This window comes from Sphingopyxis sp. 2PD (assembly GCF_005503695.1).
In the GTDB taxonomy this organism is placed as follows: Bacteria; Pseudomonadota; Alphaproteobacteria; order Sphingomonadales; family Sphingomonadaceae; genus Sphingopyxis.
On sequence record NZ_SCMU01000002.1, the window covers coordinates 297,379 to 314,912 of the forward strand.

Below are 17,534 nucleotides of genomic sequence, written 5' to 3' on the forward strand. Positions count from 1 at the left end.
ATTGTTTGCAAATCCCCATCACCGCGGCACTTCCTCACGTTCGAGCAGCGCCGCGACGACCTGTTCGACGCTCCGCCCCTCGATCTCGGCCGCCGCCGACAGGATGACGCGGTGGCGCAGCACGCCCGATGCCAGTTGCTGCACATCGTCGGGGATCACATAATCGCGTCCGTCGAGCGCCGCTGCGGCGCAGGCCGCGCGCGCCAGCAGCGTCGCGGCGCGCGGGCTGGCGCCGCATTCCAGGTCGGCGCTCTCGCGCGTCGCGCGGATCAGGCGGACGATATAATCGACGATTTCGTCGGCCAGCCGGACGGTGGCGATGGTGTCGATCGCCGCCGCGATCGTCTTGGCATTGGCGACCTCGGTCACCCCGAAATCGGCGACGGCGGGGCTTTTGAAACGCCCGCCATGGTCGGCGACGATACGGCGCTCCTCGTCGGCGGCGGGATAATCGACCACCAGCTTGAACAGGAAACGGTCGAGCTGGGCCTCGGGCAGCGGATAGACGCCCTGTTGTTCGATCGGGTTCTGCGTCGCGAGCACGGTGAAGCGCGGGCTCATGACATGCGGCTCGCCGTTGATCGTCACGCGGCGTTCCTGCATCGCTTCGAGCAGCGCGGCCTGCGTCTTGGGCGGGGTGCGGTTGATTTCGTCGGCGAGCAGCAGCTCGGTAAAGATCGGTCCCTTGGTCAGCGTGAAACTCGACGTCTGGAAGTTGAACAGGTTCGAGCCCAAAATGTCACCGGGCATCAAATCGGGGGTGAACTGGATGCGCCCGAAATCGAGCCCGGTGGCGCGCGCAAAGGCTTGGGCGAGCAACGTCTTGGCGGTCCCCGGCGGGCCTTCGAGCAGCACATGCCCGCCCGCGAGCAGCGCGATGGTGACCATGCGGGTCAGCGGTCCCTGCCCGAACACGACCTTGGCGACTTCGCCTTGGATCGCGGCGCCGAGCGCCTGAACGCTTTCGATGGGATTAGCTGTCACGCAGTAGATCCTTCCTGATGTCGTGCAGCGCCTGCGCGTCTGCCAGAAATTCATGAGTGTTGCGCGCGAGCGGCAATCGCCGGGCGAGCGCCGAAAACAGCTCGCCGCCGCCGCGCAGATGCTTGTCGATCCAGCGGTCGGTCGCAGCGTCGTCGAGCCCGGCGGGGGCGTGCAGTCGCCGCGCGATCGCGCTGCGCTGGCTGCGGACATAGGCATCGGCGCCGTCGAGCTCGCGCCGCGCCTGCTTGATCAAATCGGCGCTGTTGGCGATCAATGCCGCCTTCGACACCGCGATGGCGCGCGCCGGTTTCAGCGCCGGGCCGAACCGCATCCACGCCTGCCACAGCGCGAGCAGCCCCGCCGCGATCAGGCACAGGGTGATGCCGATAAATGGCGGCACGAACGCAAAGCGCAGCAGCGAGCGCTGGCTGCCGAACCCGTTCAGCGTCAGGTCGAACGCGATCCCGTCGGCGTCGGCATCCTCCGCCACCGCGTCGATCAGCATCGCCGCGGCGCGAGCGCGATCGCGGTTCGCAAAGGCCAGGTTGTTGACGAAATCGGGGTCGGACAGGATGTAGATTTCGTCGTGGGTGCGCTTGGCGAGCAGCGCGCCGCCGTGCGGAAAGCCGATCATCGTCGCGAAGTCGCCGGAGGTCATGACCTGCGCTCGCAGTCCGCTGAGCGGCAGCGCGACGTTGCGCCCGCCGACGAAGCCGGTCGCGGTGGCGCCGCGCGCGTGCGGCTCGCTGACGATCTTGTCGATCGCGCCGATCGTCGGCGGTAGCAATTTGGGCGACGGGGCGCTGGGAAAGCCTTGGCCCGACCAGCCCGCCTTGTCCGGATGCCGCCCCGTCTGCCATTTCGGCAGCACGATGAGCACCGGCCCGCCGCGGTTCCCCTTGATCACCCGCGCCAGATCGTCGGGCTTGGTCTGGTGGGAGGGGGTCAGCACCAGCAGCTCGCGCCATTCATCCTCATATTGCGGCGCCTCTTCGCTGCGGCGCAGATCGACCATCGCGTCGCTGCGTTCGAGCAGGTCGACGATCCCGGCATAGCCCGGCGCTGCTTTCGACAGCGCATGGCCGCCGCCGTCGTTGCCGCTGCTGAGCTGCGGGCCGAGCGCGATCAGCGCCCACAGCGCGATGAACGCGATCACGCCGATGACCACGACCCCCGCGATCAGCCGCGGGTTGAACCCGCCGTCGCTCGCCGCCCCGCCGCTCATGCCCGCGCCCAATTCTTCGGCACCGTCAGTTCGGCATAGGCGCTACGGCACTGTTGCCACGCATCCGCGTCGATCGATCGTCCACCGAACAGGCTGATCTCGACCGCGCGCGCGATGCGGCTGAAAGCGCCCTGCGCAACCACCGGCAGGTCGCGCGCCTCGGCAAGATCGCGCGAGGTCATCGCGGGTTTGACCAGCCCCGGACGACGGCCGTCGATATCCTCGACGCTGCGATAGAGCAGCAGGTGCACCGCCTCGGCAAAGCGCCCCTCGGCGGCCAGCGCATCGGCTTCGCTCAGCAGCGCGCGCGCGGCGCCCGCTTCGGCCAGCCCGATGTCGTCCGCCGTGTCATCGTCGCCGCCCGTGCGCCGGAACGGCAGATTGTCGACCCAGCGCGCAAAGGCGGGGACGAAATGATAGAGCAGGAACAGCGCGAGCAGCGCGACGCCGACCCACAGCAGCGGCTTGGCGGCGGGCGCGCTCCACTGGAAAAAGCTGCCGATCATGTCGAACAGCGATTTCAGCCATTCGGGGGTGGGTGGCGGTGGCGGTGGCGGCGGCGGGAACGCGGTCTGGATCTCGCCGCCCGCGATCGTCTGGCTATAGGCGGGATCGACGAGTTCGGGATCGATCAACCACCCGCCACCGGCGCCCGGCGCTTCGGCGGCCGCTGACGCCTGGGCGATCCACAGCGACATCATGCCCAAAAGACTGTTCCGCCGTGCATTGTCATCGCGCCAAGGCGTAGCGCGAGGCGGCGCGCGAAGGCAAGAGATGCTTGCGTAGGCGACTGCCCCGTTATAGCGCGCTGCCGCAAGGGTCCGATGGTTGCGGGCGTAACCAGCCGCCAGAATGGGCGAGGCCGAACGGGAGGAATTTTAAGTGGACGCGGCGCAGGCAGTACATGAAAAATTCCTCGCCGCGCTGGCGACCGGCCGTTTGCCGGGCCGCGCCGATGCCCCCGATCCCGCCGCGATCGGACTGTCGCGGGCCGACGCCACCGACATTTTCCTGTCGCAGCTGACCAGCCGCCAGATGGACCGCCTGTCGCGCCACCTGCAGGCGCGCGGCGAGGGGTTCTACACGATCGGATCGTCGGGGCATGAGGGCAATGCCGCGGTCGCGGCGGCGCTGCGCGTCACCGACATGGCGTTTCTCCATTACCGCTCGAACGCCTTTCAGCTCCACCGCGCGCGCCAGCTGCCGGGCGGGACCCCGACCTGGGACATGCTGCTGAGCTTTGCCGCGTCGAGCGAAGACCCGATTTCGGGCGGGCGGCACAAGGTGATCGGGTCGAAACCGCTCAATATCCCGCCGCAGACCTCGACGATCGCCTCGCACCTGCCCAAGGCCGTCGGCGCCGCCTTCTCGATCGGCATCGCGCGGCGGCTCGGCATGGACGGGCTGGCGCTCCCCGACGATGCGGTGGTGCTGACCAGCTTTGGCGACGCGTCGGCGAACCATTCGACCGCGCAGGGGGCATTCAACACCGCGGGCTGGGCGGCGTTTCAGGGCTCGCCAATGCCGCTGATCTTCCTCTGCGAAGACAATGGCATCGGCATTTCGACCCGCACGCCGACCGGCTGGATCGAGGCGCAGTTCCGTCACCGCGCCGGGCTGCACTATATCCAGTGCGACGGCAGCGACCTCGCCTCGGCCTATGCCGGGGCGTGCGAAGCCGCCGATTATGCGCGGCGGTATCGCAAGCCGGTGTTCCTCCACATGGCGACGGTGCGGCTCTACGGCCACGCCGGGTCGGACGTGCAGGGCGCCTATCTGCCCAAGGCGCTGATCGAGGCCGACGAGGCGCGCGACCCGCTGCTCGCGGGCGCGGCATTGATGGCCGGGCAGGGGTGGATGACCCCCGCCGAGATCGCCGACGTCTATGAAGACATCGGCGCGACGCTGGCGCGGCAGGCCGAGGCGGCGATCCTGCGCCCCAAGATCACCACGCCCGCGCATGTGATGCAGAGCATCGTGCCGCCCAAGCGCGAGCTTGCCCGCGCGAACACGCCCTCGGACGAGGATCGTAAGGCGATGTTCGGCAGCGATGCAGGCGCGATGGACAAGCCGCAGCATATGGCGCGGCTCTTGAGCTGGGCGCTCGCCGACCTGATGCTCGCCCACCCGGAAATCGCCGTGATGGGCGAGGATGTCGGGCCAAAGGGCGGAGTCTATAATGTCACCGCGAAGCTCCACCAGCGCTTCGGCTCAGCGCGCGTGATCAACACCTTGCTCGACGAACAGGCGATCCTCGGGCTCGCGATCGGCATGGCGCACAACGGCTTTGTCCCGATGCCCGAGATCCAGTTCCTCGCTTATGTCCATAATGCCGAGGACCAGATCCGCGGCGAGGCGGCGACCTTGAGCTTCTTCTCGAACGGCCAGTACACCAACCCGATGGTCATCCGCATCGCGGGGCTCGGCTACCAGAAGGGCTTCGGCGGCCATTTCCACAATGACAACAGCCTCGCGATCTTCCGCGACATTCCCGGCGTGATCCTCGCGGTCCCGTCGAACGGCCGCGACGCGGTCGCGATGCTGCGCGAATGCGTGCGGCTCGCGCGCGAGGAACAGCGCGTCGTCGTCTTTGTCGAACCGATCGCGCTCTACATGACTCGCGACCTCCACGAGGAGGGCGATGGCCTGTGGACGAGTGTTTATGAGGCGCCCGGCGCCGCCGCGCCGATCGCTTTCGGCGACGTCGGCGTCCATGGCGACGGCAGCGACCTCGCGATCGTCACCTATGGCAACGGATATTATCTCTCGCGGCAAGCCGAAAAGCTGCTCGCCGCCGATGGCGTCAAGGCGCGCGTCATCGATCTGCGCTGGCTCGGTCCGGTCGACGAAGACAAGCTCGTCGCCGCGGTCGGCGATGCCAATCGCGTCCTGATCGTCGACGAATGCCGCATCACCGGCTCGCAGAGCGAGGCGCTGATGGCGACCTTTGTTGAGCGCACGCCGGACAAGAAGCTCGCGCGGATCGCCGCCGACGACAGTTTCATTCCGCTCGGCAAGGCCGCAACGCTGACCCTGCCCAGCCGCGACAGCATCGTCGCGGCGGCGAAGGAGCTGCTCGCATGAGCACCCGCAAAACCGCGCTCGTCGTCGCCCCCGGCCGCGGCACCTATGGCAAGGGCGAGCTCGGCAGCATCGCGCGGCTGCACGGCGCGCGCTTCGCGGACCTCATCGCCAACTTCGACGCCCAGCGCCGCGAGCGCGGCCAGCCGACGGTGACCGAACTCGACGGCGCCGATCGCTTCAGCGTCGCCACCCACATGCGCGGCGACGTTGCCGCACCCTTGATCTACACCGCGACCGCGCTCGATTATCTCAGCATCGACCGCGAAAAATATGACGTCATCGCGGTCGCAGGCAATTCGATGGGCTGGTACAGCGCATTGGCGCTCGGCGGTGCAGTGTCGGTCGCGGATGGCTTCCGGATCAGCAATGCGATGGGCCTCAACAGCCAGACCCACGGCCCCGGCGGGCAGATTTTGCTGCAAGTCGTCGACGAGGATTGGCGCCCGGTTCCGGGCTTGCGCGATGCGCTGTTCGCGCTGGTCGATTCCATCGCCGCGCGGCCCGGCCACGCCCTCGCGCTGTCGATCGATCTTGCCGGGATGCTCGTCTGTGCGGGCGACGAAGCGGGCCTCGCCGCGCTCCTCGCCGAAGCGCCGCCGACGCCGGGGCGCGATCCGCTGCGCCTTGCGGGCCATGGCCCGTTCCACACCCCGCTGATGTTCGGCAGCGCGGACAAGGCGAAGGCCGAACTGCCGCCCGCGCTGTTCGGCGCGCCGACGATCCCGATGGTCGATGGTCGCGGCCATGTCTGGCGCCGCTTTGCCAGTGATCCGGCGGCGGTGTGGGATTACACCTTTGGCCACCAGATCCTCGCGCCCTACGACTTCGCGCTGTCGGTGCAGGTCGCGGTCAAGGAATTTGCCCCCGACGTCATCATCCTGCCCGGTCCCGGCGACACGCTGGGCGGCGCGATTGCGCAATCGCTGATCGGCATCACCTGGCAGGGGATCGCGGGCAAGGGTGATTTCATGGCGCGGCAGGCATCGGACCCGATCCTGCTGTCGATGGGCCGCCCCGAACAACGCGCGCTCGTCACCAGCTGACGTTGCACGGGAAACGAATAGGGCCGGCAGGGAAAGGAACATTCCCTGCCGACCCTGTCGGTCGCGCGCGATCAGGTGGGGTGGACCGCGCGCGGGTGAACGGCAGCGCCCATGGGGACCAACTCAAGAGCGGTGCGCCGTTCATTTGCCTTATAGGCGGCGCGCGGCGAGGTTGGCCGCGCCACGCGGCGATCATGCACCGAAATGGACCGGATTGACCGCGGCGCCGCCCGCCTGCTCGGCGATGAATTGCCAGCGCAGCAGTTCGGCGACGCTGTCGGCCCCGGCGCGGCGCATGATCTTGGCGCGGTGAACCTCGACCGTGCGCGGGCTGAGATCGAGCTGCCGCGCGATCGCCTTGTTGCCGAGCCCCGCGGCGATCGCGTCCAATATGCTGCGCTCGCGCGGGGTCAGCGCCGCCAGCCGCGCCTCTGCCTCGCGGCGCCGGTGCAGCGCCGCTTGCCGCACCTGCCAGTCGTCAGCCGCCGCGTCGATGACTCGGCGCACGATGCGCGGGTCGAGCGGCGCCGCGAGCAGGTCGCGCGCGCCGCCGCGCAGGATCGCGCGCGATTCGGCGATGCTCAGCTGCTCGGCGGCAACAAAGACCGCCAGATCGCCGCGCCCAGCGATCCGTTCGAGCAACGCCGCGCCGCTGACCCGCCCGGGCTGGTGCCAGCGAAAGAGCAGGATCGCGCCGCCGCCCTTGCCGTCGTCGCCGTCGCCGTCGATCCAATCATCGGCGCTGGCAAAACAGCGGACAATCCGCCCGGCGCCCACCGCCAGCGCGCGAAAACAGGCCGCGCGCTCGGCGGGATCGGGCAGGATCAGGTGGATATGGCCCGCAACATTGCTCACCCGATCCTGCTGCCCCCGCCGCGTCGCCGCGACCAGCGCGAATCGATCGGCGACGGCGCCGTTCCGGAGCGATCGCGCGCTGCTTGCCGCGACCGGTGCGATCAGCCGGTGATCAGTTGAACCGCCGCAGGTCCGTAAAGCGCTACCATGAAGATGCCGGCGGTCACCGCGCCGACGAGCAGGCTGCGCCGGTCCTTGATCGCAAAGGCGACCGGATCGCCCTCGACCTCGCCGCGCCGCGCCATGATCCAGATACGGTTCAGCCAGTACAGCAGCGGCAGGCAGAGCAGCCACAGCATTTGCGGCTGCGCATAATTGGCCGCGGTCGCCGGATCATGGGCAAAGAGCGCCAGCACGAGGATCGCGACCATCCCCGCCGAAATGCCCGACATCATCACGACGTCCAGATCGCCGCCGACATAGCCGCGCCCGCTCAGCAGGCGCGCGGGCTCGATCGCGTCGCGCATTTCGACATAGCGCTTCAGATAGGCGAGGCTGAGGAACAAAAAGACCGAAAAGAGCAGCAACCAGAAGCTCAAGGCGACGCCGATCGCGATCGCGCCGATCCAGATGCGGATCGTGTACAGCGAGGCGAGGACGATCGCGTCGCCGACCATCACCGCCTTCAACCGGAACGAGTAAGCGGTCGTGATCGCCATATAGGCGAAGAACCAGAGCATGAGTTCGGGCCCGCCGAGCCACCAACCCCCGGCCAGCCCGATCGCCGCCAGCAGCAGCGACAGCCCCAGTGCGGCGGGAATGGTCAGGTCGCCATGCGCCAGCGGGCGCTTCCATTTGGTGCGATGCGCGCGGTCGGCGTCGATGTCGAGCAGGTCGTTGAGCAAATAGATCGACGAGGCGATCAGCGACATTAGCAGCGCCGCCGCCACCGCGGTCAGCAGCACCGCGGGGTTTGTGAATTGGCCCGATGTCATCGCGGGAACGACCACCAGCGCGTTCTTGGCCCATTGGTGCGGCCGCATCGCCTTGACGATGGTGCGTACGGCGCCGGGGCGCGGGTCGCCGAGCCGCGCGACCGTCGACCCTGCCGGAACATGGCCGACCGACCAGCCCTGCCGCGCCTCGCGCCACAGGCACGTATCGGCGCGGCTGTCGCCGACATAGTCGAACGGCGCGTCGTCGATGCGGGCGCGGATCGCGGCCAGTTTTGCCGGACCTTTCAGATTGGACCGGCCGCGCGTCGCGATAACCGGATCGGCAAGCCCCAGATGATCGGCGATGCCGCGGATGTGGCGCCCGTGGCTCGCGCTCGCCAGGATCACCGGGCGCCCGACGGCCTTTGCCTCGTCGATCAGGCGGAGCACTTCGGGCCGATAGGGCAAGCGCGCCGGATCTATGCGGTCGCGCCGCGCCGCCAGTGTCTTGGCGACCGCGCGCCCCGCGATCAGCCAGCCCAGCACCGCGATCAGCGCCGCGATGCCCGACCGAGCGATCCGCACAAAGCTTTCGAGCGAGAGATCGGCGCGCACCAGCGTCCCGTCGACGTCGACGAACAGCGGCACCGGCTTGTCAGAGCGGAGGGGCTGCTCAGGCGGCACTGGGCGATCCCCTTCGCGCGAAAAACCGCTCGATCCAGGCGGCGACCGGCACCGCCGCCAGGACGATCAACAGCGGAATCACCGGATCCCGGTATCGGACGATGATATAGGCGGCGGCGTGGATCAGCCAGAAGCCCGCGATCATCGCCACAAAAATCCATTTGGCGTCGGGCGCGACCCGCCGCGAGGCGAAGGCGAACAGCCCGAGCAGCAGGATCAGGCCATATTGCGCGACCTCGACCAGCCGGATCGCGGCGACCGCTTTCGACGCCGCCATCTCGCCCGCGTCGGGGAGATTGGGCTGCCAGAAATAGACGAGTTTGAGCGCCGCGAGCCGCGCCGCCGCGCCGGGGTTCGCGGCGATCCAGTCGAGCGCTTCGGCTTGCAGGCGGTCGGCGTTGCCGACCTCGCCCAGCTGAGCGCGCGTCGCGTTCCAGTCCTTGCCCAGCGGCGTGTCGGCGATGCTGACGAAGCGGCCCGTCGCCGCGGGGTTGTTGCCCAGATACAGGTTGAAGGCGGCGTTGGTGGTCAGCACCGGGCGCCCGACCATCTGGTTCGTCGTATAAAGCCACGGCGCCATCAGCACCGCGGCCCCGGCGACGAAGCACAGCCCCGCGGCAAAGGCCGACGCAAATCTGCCGCGCGCGCGCCACAGCAGCAACAGCGCGGCGCCAACGCCAAGGCAGAGCAGCAGCGCCGATCCGCCCGTGATCAGCGCGGCGCCCCACAATAGCCCGGCGACCGATGCCGCGGCCATCGGACGCTGGTCGCGCGCGATCGCGATCGCGCACAGCGCGATGCCGAGCAGCAAGGGCGTGGTCAGATTCTCCTTCGCCAACATCGTCGCGTTCCACAGCCCGGGCAGCCAGAGCGCATAGGCGGCGGCGGCGAGCAGCCCCGCGCTGCGCTGCGCCGACAGCGCAAAGCCAAGCCGGTAGATCAGCCAGACGCTGATCGCGCAGAGCAGCATGTTGACCGCGAGCGCCGCGGGCACCGAACTGCCCAAAATCGCTAAGAAGGGCGCGAGCAGCAGCGGGTAACCCGCGCTGTAAAAGGCGTGCTGCCCGTAATGATCCGCCAGCTCGCCGCGTTCCGCCAGACCCTCGGCCATCGTGAAATAGGCGAGCGCGTCGCTTTCGAGCAGATGTTGCAAGGCCCAGGCAGCGGCCAGTCGCAGGCCGATCGCGACCAGCATGATCGTGATGAGCAGGATCGCGCTCGTCCGCGGCGAAAGCTGCGATGACGAAGGGCTCATGACGGGCGCGGACGCGATCATCGGGCGGTGCCTGAACGCCGCGGCAAGGATTTACGCGGACCGCGCGACGAGCACGCAGCCCGCGGCGATCATCAAGGTTCCGGCGATGCGCGCCGCGCTCAGGCTTTCGTCAAGCCACCAGGCACCGGCGAGCATCGTCAATATGAAGCCGATCCCCACGAACGGATAGGCCAGCGACAGCGGCGCGCGGCCCAGCACGAACAGCCAAAGCAGCGCGCCGACACCATAAAGACAGAGGCCGAGCAGGATCATCGGCGATTGCACCAGCCCGCCAATTTCGCCGCCGATTCCCGCCGATCGCCCGCTCGCGGCGGACGTGGTCCCGACTTTCAGCGCCAGCTGCGCGAGCGCCGACAGGCTGACGCTGGCGAGAATGAGCAGGAACAGGCGCGCAGTCATGGGCGATCTTTCGGTTTATCAGCGGTTTGCCATTAGTCGCGGCGTTTCAAGATAAGATTAATTGCCGCGCGATTGTCGAGCAAATTCGCGCGATCGGGTCGAGCCCGTGCGGAACGGCTGGAAATGCACTGGTGCATGGCCGGTCTTGCGGCGCTCGCACGCCCAGGGAACGATGGCATGATGATGACAGCTAGCGCTCTCTTTCGCTTGATGGCCGCCCTTGCCATCGTGTCGGCCCCGCCGGTCGCGGCGGAAAGGCCGGCACGTTACAGCGAGGAAGCGATCCTCAACGGCACAACCGTCGCCATCGCGTCGCAGCAGCTGTGCGGGTTTCGCGTCGACGAACCGGCGATCCGGGCATTTCTCGCGGCCAAACTTCCCGACCTTACGCCCGAACTGATCGCGCTTCAGCTGCGCGGCTATGCCCGCATCCTGCCGACGCTGGGCCCCGAGCAGCGCCAGCGCCATTGCACCGAAATCCGCGAGCTGGCGGCGGCGGCCGGTTGGCTGCGCTGACACAGTGGCTGTCGGCCCACAAGACATGGTGGCGGGCTGGTGACCCCTACGGGAGGGGTCGGATGGGCTACAAGCCCACGGTTTTCCGTCATTTTCTGCGACGTGAGACGACGCATGTGTACTCAGTGGGTGTACTCACGATCGTGAGCACACTGTCGCGATAGCCGTTGATGAGGTGATCTGTAAAGGCTGCTTTGTCGCGGACGAACATTGGCTGAATGTGGTCGACGTCAACCTCAACGGCAGCTTCTGGTGCGCGCGAGCGTTCGGGCGGCATATGCTGGCGGCAGGGCGGGGGAGCATCGTCAATGTCGGGTCGATGTCGGGCTTCATCGTCAACCGGCCGCAGCCGCAAAGCTATTACAACGCGTCGAAGGCGGCGGTGCATCAGCTGACCAAAAGCCTGGCCGCCGAATGGGCTGGCCGCGGCGTGCGGGTGAATGCGGTGGCGCCAACCTATATCGCGACGCCGCTCAACGCTTTTGCCGACCAAGAGGGCGAGATGTATCGCCGCTGGATCGACGGCACGCCGATGGCGCGGCTGGGCGCGCCCGAGGAGGTGGCGGCAGTGATCCTGTTCCTGGCGTCGGACATGGCGAGTCTGATGACCGGGAGCGTGGTGCTGGCCGACGGTGGATATAGTTGCTGGTAGCGGACGCCAAAAACATCGTCATTGCGAGTGAAGCGAAGCAATCCAGAGCGGTTTACGCCACTCTGGATTGCTTCGCTTCGCTCGCACCACGCTCTGCAAACCCCGTCTGCGGATCGGCACAATCGTCAACCTTTCATATAGGTCAAAAAGCTGTCAGATAGGTTTCGACGGGCGGCCAAGACCGCCGTATCTGGGGATGTCTGATGACCAAGCTGAAATTTGCCGTTTCCACCGCCGTGCTGGCGACCATGCTCATCGTGGCGCCGACCTATGCACAGGATGCGGCCGCGCCTGCGGCGAACGACGCTGAAGACGAGGGCATCATCGTCGTGACCGCACGTAGTCGAACGAAATGAGCCCGAGCATCCACAGCGGGGGCACGAGCAGATAGCCCGCCACCTCGACGATCGGTCCGATGACGTCGACGATCCACACTTGTCCGAAGCCGACCAGGCCGATCCGGCCGTAGCGGGGATTGAGGAACATGTCCTTGTGTGCCCGGAAGGTTTCAAGTGACCCGCGTTGCCAGCGCGCCCGCTGGTTGCCGAGTATGGCCGCCGTCTCGGGCGCCTCGGTCCAGCTGACCGGCTCCGGAATATAGACGATCCGGTACGGGCGCTTCAGGTCGCGCATCCGGCGATGGAGCTTGACCACGAGTTCCATATCCTCGCCCACCGTGTCCGCGCTGAAGCCGCCGACATCGATCACGCTGTTGCGGCGAAAGAGACCGAATGCGCCGGAGATGATCAAAAGCGTCTGCATCTCGCTCAGTCCGAGCCGCGCCATCAAGAAGGCGCGCAGATATTCCACAACCTGCATCAGGGCGAAGAAGTTGCGGGGCAGGCGCGCTTCGACCACGCGTCCCCCTTCGACGCGGCAGCCGTTGGCGATGCGGATCGTTCCCCCGACGGCGACCGTGCGCGCCGGATCGTCGATAAATGGGCGCACGGCTCGCATCAGCGCGTCAGGCTCGAGCAGCGTATCAGCGTCGATCACGCATACGAGCGGCGTCCGGGCGACGTTGATGCCGGCATTCATCGCATCGGCCTTGCCGCCATTTTGCTTGTCGACGAGGAACAGGCGCGGCCGAGCGGGCGCGGCGTAGAGGCCGCGGATCGGCTGATGCGCAAGCGCGCGATCGTGATAGCGCGCGACGGGCCGCATCGAATAATGGTCGATCAGGGTCTGGAGCGTCGCATCCTTCGATCCATCGTTGACGACGATGACTTCAAAATCGGGATAATGGAGCGCGAGCAGCGCCTCGACGCTCTCGATGATAGTGACTTCCTCATTATAGGCAGGGGCGACGATGGCGATCGAGGGCGCGATATCGCCAAAGCGGTCCCATAGCGCGCTGGTCGAGGCGTGGGCCGGTCGGCGATGGAGTGCGAGGGCGGCGAAGAGCAACTGGACGATGTAGAATAGGATCTGGATCAGTCCGCACGCAATCACGAACAGTGTCACGATCTCGGCAGCGCGAAACAACCAGTCCGGAGCGCTGATCACGGCGCAAGACCCCGTTCCGCCAGCATCGCTGCCGCCGCCTCGCGGGCTAGTTCGCCGCCGGATGCCGCTGCTTCCCGGAGGCGGACGATGCCGGTGTCGCCCAGCTGGAGCAATGCTTCTGCCGAGCGGAAACGTACCCACCATTCCGGCGCGTCGAGCAGGCCCGCCAACTGATCGGCGCTTTCAAGAAGCGCAATCCGGCCTGCCGCGCCTGCAGCGGCGACGCGCGCGGGCATCGAATTGCTGGCGAGACCCGCCAGCACCGCGTCGCGCGCGGCGGGATGGCCGATACGCCCCAGCGCATGAAGGTATCGGGGCAATTCCTCGCTATCGTCGGGCGCGCGAAGGCCGAGCTCAACGATAGCGGGGACGAGGCGATAATCGCCGGACACAGCCTGAGCCTCGATCGCGGCAAGACGGACGGATAGCGGCAGGTCGGTGTCGAGCACCAGGGCTTGTACTTCGTCGGGCGCTTCTTTGGCATAATGACGAAACAGGGTGACCGTCAGCAGCGAAGATCGATGGTCCCGCAGCCCAAGGCGGGCGACCAACTCGTCGAGCCCTGGGCGGTTGTCGCCGCGTCCGAGAGCCAAGGCCGCCGCAAGCCGGATTTCGTCGTCGCGGTCGCCGAGCGTATCCAGCAACGCTTCGCGGGACAGGGCATCGTCGAACAGGGCGAGGCCCTGGACCGCGATCATGCGCCGCCGCCGCGAGAACGACCGCAGTTGACGCCTCAGCCGATCGGGCACCCCGAGTTCGGCCGCCTTCCCGATAAATTGTATCCGCTCGGCGCCGCGGACGAGCTGGATGAGGTCGAGGGTCAGTTGCGTCACGACAGAATCTGCCATGCCTTCTATGCCTTCGCGCGGTGGGTCTGCTGTAGCGAGCAGGAGCGGCGCAAGCCGCCGCCGCGCTGCAAGCAGCCGGTCTCTCCGCCGAGTGGACAAAGCGCGGAGCAGGACAAGTAACGACATCACCGCGAGCGCCGCACCGGCGAGGAGTAATGAAAGATCCCAGATCAGCCGCAGCATCGTCAGAAGCGCAGCCCGAAACCCACCGTCAACTGCGTACGATCCGCTCCCGTCTCGCGATCATCGTGCGCGACCGCGAACCGGAGCGCGTAATCACGACCGAGGTCGAGTGAGACGCCGCCGAACAGACTCCGGACATCGACGACCACCCCCTCATCGGTGTCGGGAGCGTCGCTGTAGCCCGCGAACAGGCGCAGCGGTTCGCTGGCCTGAACATCGCCGCGGACGACGAACCCCGATCGATGCGTCCCGCGTTCGTCGAAAAGGTTGATCCATCGGCCCGTAAGCCAGAAGCGCCCGCCGAGATATTGTTCGATACCGGGGGTCAGACTTTGGACATCGCCTACGGCGAACCGGGCCTGCCGGCCATCCAGAGTCAATATCGTCGCGTTGGGACCGCCGTTGACGCGAAGCGATCCTCCAAGGCCGAGCTGCCATTCCGGACGGAAATCGGCATTCGGCGTGCCCCCCAGCCTCGCATAGAGTCGGGCTGCCTCTGACAGGCCATAGTCGATCTGCGCTTCGCCATAGACATCGTCGCGGGCGAAGCGGCGGGCATATTCAATCCGTGCGCCGATTGCGGCTCGGCCCTCGGATCGGCGAAGCTGAAAGGCAAGCTCGCGCCAGTCGGGTTGGGGACCGTCAAGCCAGCTGTACGCGGCGTCCACATCGATTTGCCAGCGCGGACCGGAAGAGGCGTCGGCCAGTTGGTTACGAAGCTCCGCTATCTCCGCACTTTGCACACCCGCCGCGTCCAGAGCGCGAAGCGCCGCGGCGCGGTCACCCCGCCGCTGAGCAACCCGGGCGAGGCCGACATGGGCGTCGGTATAGCCGGGCGCGACGGTTAGCGCGGCGCGGAATGCCGCCTCCGCCGCATCCAACTCACCCAAGGCCATGCGCGCGAGGCCCAATTGGACCTGTGCGTCGCTGTTGCGGGGATTGGCTGCGATCAACGGTTCGAGCAGGGCAGCGGCGCGGGCCGCGTCCCCGGCAAGCCTGGCTTCGACAGCCATGTCATAGTCAGTGGACCGCGCATCCTGCGCTTGCGCTGCGGTGGTGCAGCAAAGCGCCAAGGCGAAAAAATAGATTCGGGTCATCGACGCGCCGTCACAAGGCGGGCCAAACGGCTCATCAACTCTTCCGGAATAAACGGCTTTACCAGATAATCGTCGGCGCCTAGCTCGAGCGTGCCGACGATGTCCTGTTCCTGGCGCCGGGCGGTGAGCATGATGACCGGAATGGCGGCTGTGGCTGGATCCGCCTTCAATCGTCGCAACACCTGTTGGCCGTCGAGTACGGGCATCATCATGTCGAGTACGATGGCATCCGGGTCACATTCCGATGCCTGCCTGACGGCCGCGCCGCCGTCTGCTGCTACGACGACGTGGTAGCCGCGCGCTCCAAGCCGATGCGTGAGGAGTTCTACCAACAACTCGTCATCGTCGCATACCAATATCGTCTGCATCGTTGGCAACGCCTCCATTTTTCTCCTTACCTCAATACGGTCGCTCGCGACGCGTTGCATCGGTGCCGAGGTGCAATTGCGCCGATTGGACGCATAATAGCGACCGTGGGCTTGACGGTGCGCCGTTACTGTCTCCAACTGGGACTGTTCGGCTACGCCCGCGATTAGAAGCACTGAATGTTTCGGCGTGCTGTCGTGCGTGACGCCGGGACGAGCCACAGACCCTCATGTCCGCAATAGTCCATTCCTGTCGCGAAGCCGAGGTCTGCCGAGTATGTCCGCTTTTTGATTCTTCCGCCCGAAAGCTGCCCGACCGCAACCGGCCAGATACCGTCGGCATCGGTGCCGATGCCGACGGTTCGTGCTACGACATTTCATTAAGCAACGTCGGCGAAGCGCAGCAGGTCGATCATCTTGAAATCATCGCCCTTTTTCGAGGCATCGACCGTCGGCAGGAATGGCTGCCATTCGGGATCTTGCGCCAGATAGCTGCCCTTGTCGCCCTGCAGCAGCCCCAGGAAAACCTCGGTCACGATCCGCGCCCCGACCGGTCCCAGCCGCTCACCATTCTCCACCACCTGCGCTTCACGCAATATATAGAACCACAGCGGCGTCCGGTCGTCGAAACCATGGGGTTTGAGATCGGCCAGGTCTCCCTTCGATAGCTCGGGCAGCTTCATCGCGCGCGCCACCCGCTGGCCCGACGGCAGCGAGAAGGTCAGATGGCGCAGTAAGTTGCGCTGCGCGAGCGAGGCCGGGTTCGTCTTGGGATCGGGGTTTGGCACGACGGATCCCGGCAGGCGGAACAGCGAAGTCGACAGGGTGGAGTCGATCTTTTTGTTCGGCCTGACATTGCCGTCGCTGAAGTCGAAAAAGGTCGGCCAGTCGATGAAGCGCCGCGGCGCACGGCAGCCGCCCGACAGATCGTCGGGATCGTTCGGATCGGACGGGGTCGGGGTAAAGATCATCGCAAAGAACGGGCTGCCGCCGTTGCCGGTGAAGTTCGCGCGGTATGACGGGCGCACCTGGCTGTGCCCGAACCGATAGGCGGCGACCGAAAATTCGACCGGGATAAACGGCTCGTTGCGCCAGTTGTAATATTTGCGCCCGTTGGTCAGCACATCGTCGACCACCGCATCGCCGCATGTTTTGCGCAGGAATTCATGGACGATGATCCACTGGTAGTGCCAGCGCACGATCCGCTGCGCTTCGGCGAAAATCTCGTCCGATCCGGTCAGCTTGATCTTGGTTTTCACATGCTCGACCACCTGATTGTGGAATTTCAGGAACGCGACCTGAAGCTGCCCGATGATCAGATTCTCGTCGTCGCGCGGATCGGCGATCAGCGCGACATTCTGGCTATTGCGCGGCACGTCGAACTTGTTCGCGGTCCCCGTCGGCTCGAGCAGGAATTTGCCGCCCTTGCCGCCCTGCGTGTCGTACAGATGCGGGCTGCCGCCGGGTCCGGCGCCATAGACATTGTCGAGGCCCAAACTCGGCGTGCGGAAATTGGCGATCTGTTCGGGATCGACCTGCCGTTCGAGGCTGGAGGTCGGGTCGAAGGTCATGTCGTGATCGAGAAACTGGCCCAGAAAGGTGAAGCCCGCGGTCAGTGTCGGACTGTCGCTGTTCTTTGCCGACAGCGCCGGGTTGGTGATCAGCTCGGCGGGGGTCTTGGTCAGATTGTCCTTCGCATCCATGATGCCGCCGACCTTGCCGATGTCGAGCAGCGCGGCACGCACATCGGGGGTGTCGGCGGCAAAGGGCGGCAATTCGCCAAACATGCGGCCAAAGCGGCCGGCGTCGGAATATTGGGAACGAGGCGGAACGATGTCGCGCGGATATACGCCGTGGCGAGGCATGGTGTCTCTCCTGTCTTTATGACGATGTTTTGGGTTTTCGGGACGATCCGCTCATGACGGGAGCTGGCATCCGCTTT

17 protein-coding genes are annotated in these 17,534 nt (G+C 66.4%); 5 read left to right on the forward strand and 12 right to left on the reverse strand.

Annotated elements, in window-relative coordinates; all coding sequences use genetic code 11:
- Positions 1-18: 18 nt before the first annotated feature.
- From FFS18_RS03250 to FFS18_RS03260, 3 genes are read right to left on the reverse strand one after another with little or no spacing between them, the layout of a single operon-like run.
- A complete protein-coding gene (locus FFS18_RS03250; RefSeq protein WP_137869730.1) occupies positions 19-984 on the reverse strand; it encodes an AAA family ATPase in 966 nt (321 codons plus the stop codon).
- On the reverse strand, positions 974-2,209 hold the full coding sequence (locus FFS18_RS03255; protein WP_137869731.1) for a DUF4350 domain-containing protein: 1,236 nt from the start codon (positions 2,207-2,209) through the stop codon (positions 974-976). Before FFS18_RS03255 ends, FFS18_RS03250 begins: the two co-directional genes overlap by 11 nt.
- On the reverse strand, positions 2,206-2,910 hold the full coding sequence (locus tag FFS18_RS03260; protein ID WP_137869732.1) for a DUF4129 domain-containing protein: 705 nt from the start codon (positions 2,908-2,910) through the stop codon (positions 2,206-2,208). The genes FFS18_RS03255 and FFS18_RS03260 overlap by 4 nt, the downstream gene beginning before the upstream one ends.
- Before the next feature lie 181 nt (positions 2,911-3,091).
- Here FFS18_RS03260 and FFS18_RS03265 point away from each other — a divergent pair, with 181 nt between their 5' ends.
- On the forward strand, positions 3,092-5,293 hold the full coding sequence (locus tag FFS18_RS03265) for a dehydrogenase E1 component subunit alpha/beta (RefSeq protein WP_137869733.1): 2,202 nt from the start codon (positions 3,092-3,094) through the stop codon (positions 5,291-5,293).
- The gene (locus FFS18_RS03270; protein ID WP_137869734.1) at positions 5,290-6,336 is read left to right on the forward strand and encodes an ACP S-malonyltransferase; all 1,047 of its coding nucleotides are present in this window, start codon (positions 5,290-5,292) and stop codon (positions 6,334-6,336) included. Before FFS18_RS03265 ends, FFS18_RS03270 begins: the two co-directional genes overlap by 4 nt.
- Before the next feature lie 192 nt (positions 6,337-6,528).
- On the opposite strand, the gene FFS18_RS03275 is transcribed toward FFS18_RS03270, so the two are convergent.
- The 4 genes from FFS18_RS03275 to FFS18_RS03290 all read right to left on the reverse strand — a co-directional run bounded on the left by FFS18_RS03275 (position 6,529) and on the right by FFS18_RS03290 (position 10,425).
- Positions 6,529-7,191, reverse strand: a complete 663-nt coding sequence (locus tag FFS18_RS03275) for a response regulator transcription factor (RefSeq protein WP_137869735.1) — start codon at positions 7,189-7,191, stop codon at positions 6,529-6,531.
- A 101-nt stretch (positions 7,192-7,292) separates the two neighbouring features.
- On the reverse strand, positions 7,293-8,750 hold the full coding sequence (locus FFS18_RS03280; protein ID WP_137869736.1) for a UbiA family prenyltransferase: 1,458 nt from the start codon (positions 8,748-8,750) through the stop codon (positions 7,293-7,295).
- A complete protein-coding gene (locus FFS18_RS03285; protein ID WP_137869737.1) occupies positions 8,740-10,026 on the reverse strand; it encodes a glycosyltransferase family protein in 1,287 nt (428 codons plus the stop codon). The genes FFS18_RS03280 and FFS18_RS03285 overlap by 11 nt, the downstream gene beginning before the upstream one ends.
- Before the next feature lie 30 nt (positions 10,027-10,056).
- Complete coding sequence (locus tag FFS18_RS03290; RefSeq protein ID WP_120217798.1) at positions 10,057-10,425, reverse strand: DMT family transporter; 369 nt, start codon at positions 10,423-10,425, stop codon at positions 10,057-10,059.
- 210 nt (positions 10,426-10,635) lie between these two features.
- On the opposite strand from FFS18_RS03290, the gene FFS18_RS03295 reads away from it, so the two are divergent.
- From FFS18_RS03295 to FFS18_RS17360, 3 genes are all read left to right on the forward strand, one after another.
- Positions 10,636-10,941, forward strand: a complete 306-nt coding sequence (locus FFS18_RS03295; RefSeq protein WP_137869738.1) for a hypothetical protein — start codon at positions 10,636-10,638, stop codon at positions 10,939-10,941.
- Positions 10,942-11,116: 175 nt separating this feature from the next.
- Positions 11,117-11,593 carry an SDR family oxidoreductase gene (locus FFS18_RS03300; RefSeq protein ID WP_249340268.1) on the forward strand — a complete coding sequence of 159 codons (477 nt, stop codon included), beginning with the start codon at positions 11,117-11,119 and terminating at the stop codon, positions 11,591-11,593.
- Between the two features lie 203 nt (positions 11,594-11,796).
- Entirely contained in the window at positions 11,797-11,949 is a 153-nt protein-coding gene (locus FFS18_RS17360; protein WP_171005208.1) for a hypothetical protein, read from the forward strand.
- Here the strand turns inward: FFS18_RS17360 and FFS18_RS03305 are convergent.
- From FFS18_RS03305 to FFS18_RS03325, 5 genes are all read right to left on the reverse strand, one after another.
- Entirely contained in the window at positions 11,915-13,099 is a 1,185-nt protein-coding gene (locus tag FFS18_RS03305; RefSeq protein ID WP_212743014.1) for a glycosyltransferase family 2 protein, read from the reverse strand. The two genes, FFS18_RS17360 and FFS18_RS03305, sit on opposite strands and share 35 nt — an antisense overlap.
- Positions 13,096-14,130 carry a HEAT repeat domain-containing protein gene (locus FFS18_RS17580; protein WP_137869740.1) on the reverse strand — a complete coding sequence of 345 codons (1,035 nt, stop codon included), beginning with the start codon at positions 14,128-14,130 and terminating at the stop codon, positions 13,096-13,098. The genes FFS18_RS03305 and FFS18_RS17580 overlap by 4 nt, the downstream gene beginning before the upstream one ends.
- Positions 14,131-14,132: 2 nt before the next feature.
- On the reverse strand, positions 14,133-15,143 hold the full coding sequence (locus FFS18_RS03315; RefSeq protein ID WP_171005209.1) for a YaiO family outer membrane beta-barrel protein: 1,011 nt from the start codon (positions 15,141-15,143) through the stop codon (positions 14,133-14,135).
- Between the two features lie 80 nt (positions 15,144-15,223).
- Entirely contained in the window at positions 15,224-15,655 is a 432-nt protein-coding gene (locus tag FFS18_RS03320) for a response regulator transcription factor (protein ID WP_249340269.1), read from the reverse strand.
- Between the two features lie 317 nt (positions 15,656-15,972).
- Positions 15,973-17,457 (reverse strand): peroxidase family protein, encoded by a 1,485-nt coding sequence (locus FFS18_RS03325; protein WP_137869743.1) that lies wholly within the window; start codon positions 17,455-17,457, stop codon positions 15,973-15,975.
- Between the last annotated feature and the right edge of the window lie 77 nt (positions 17,458-17,534).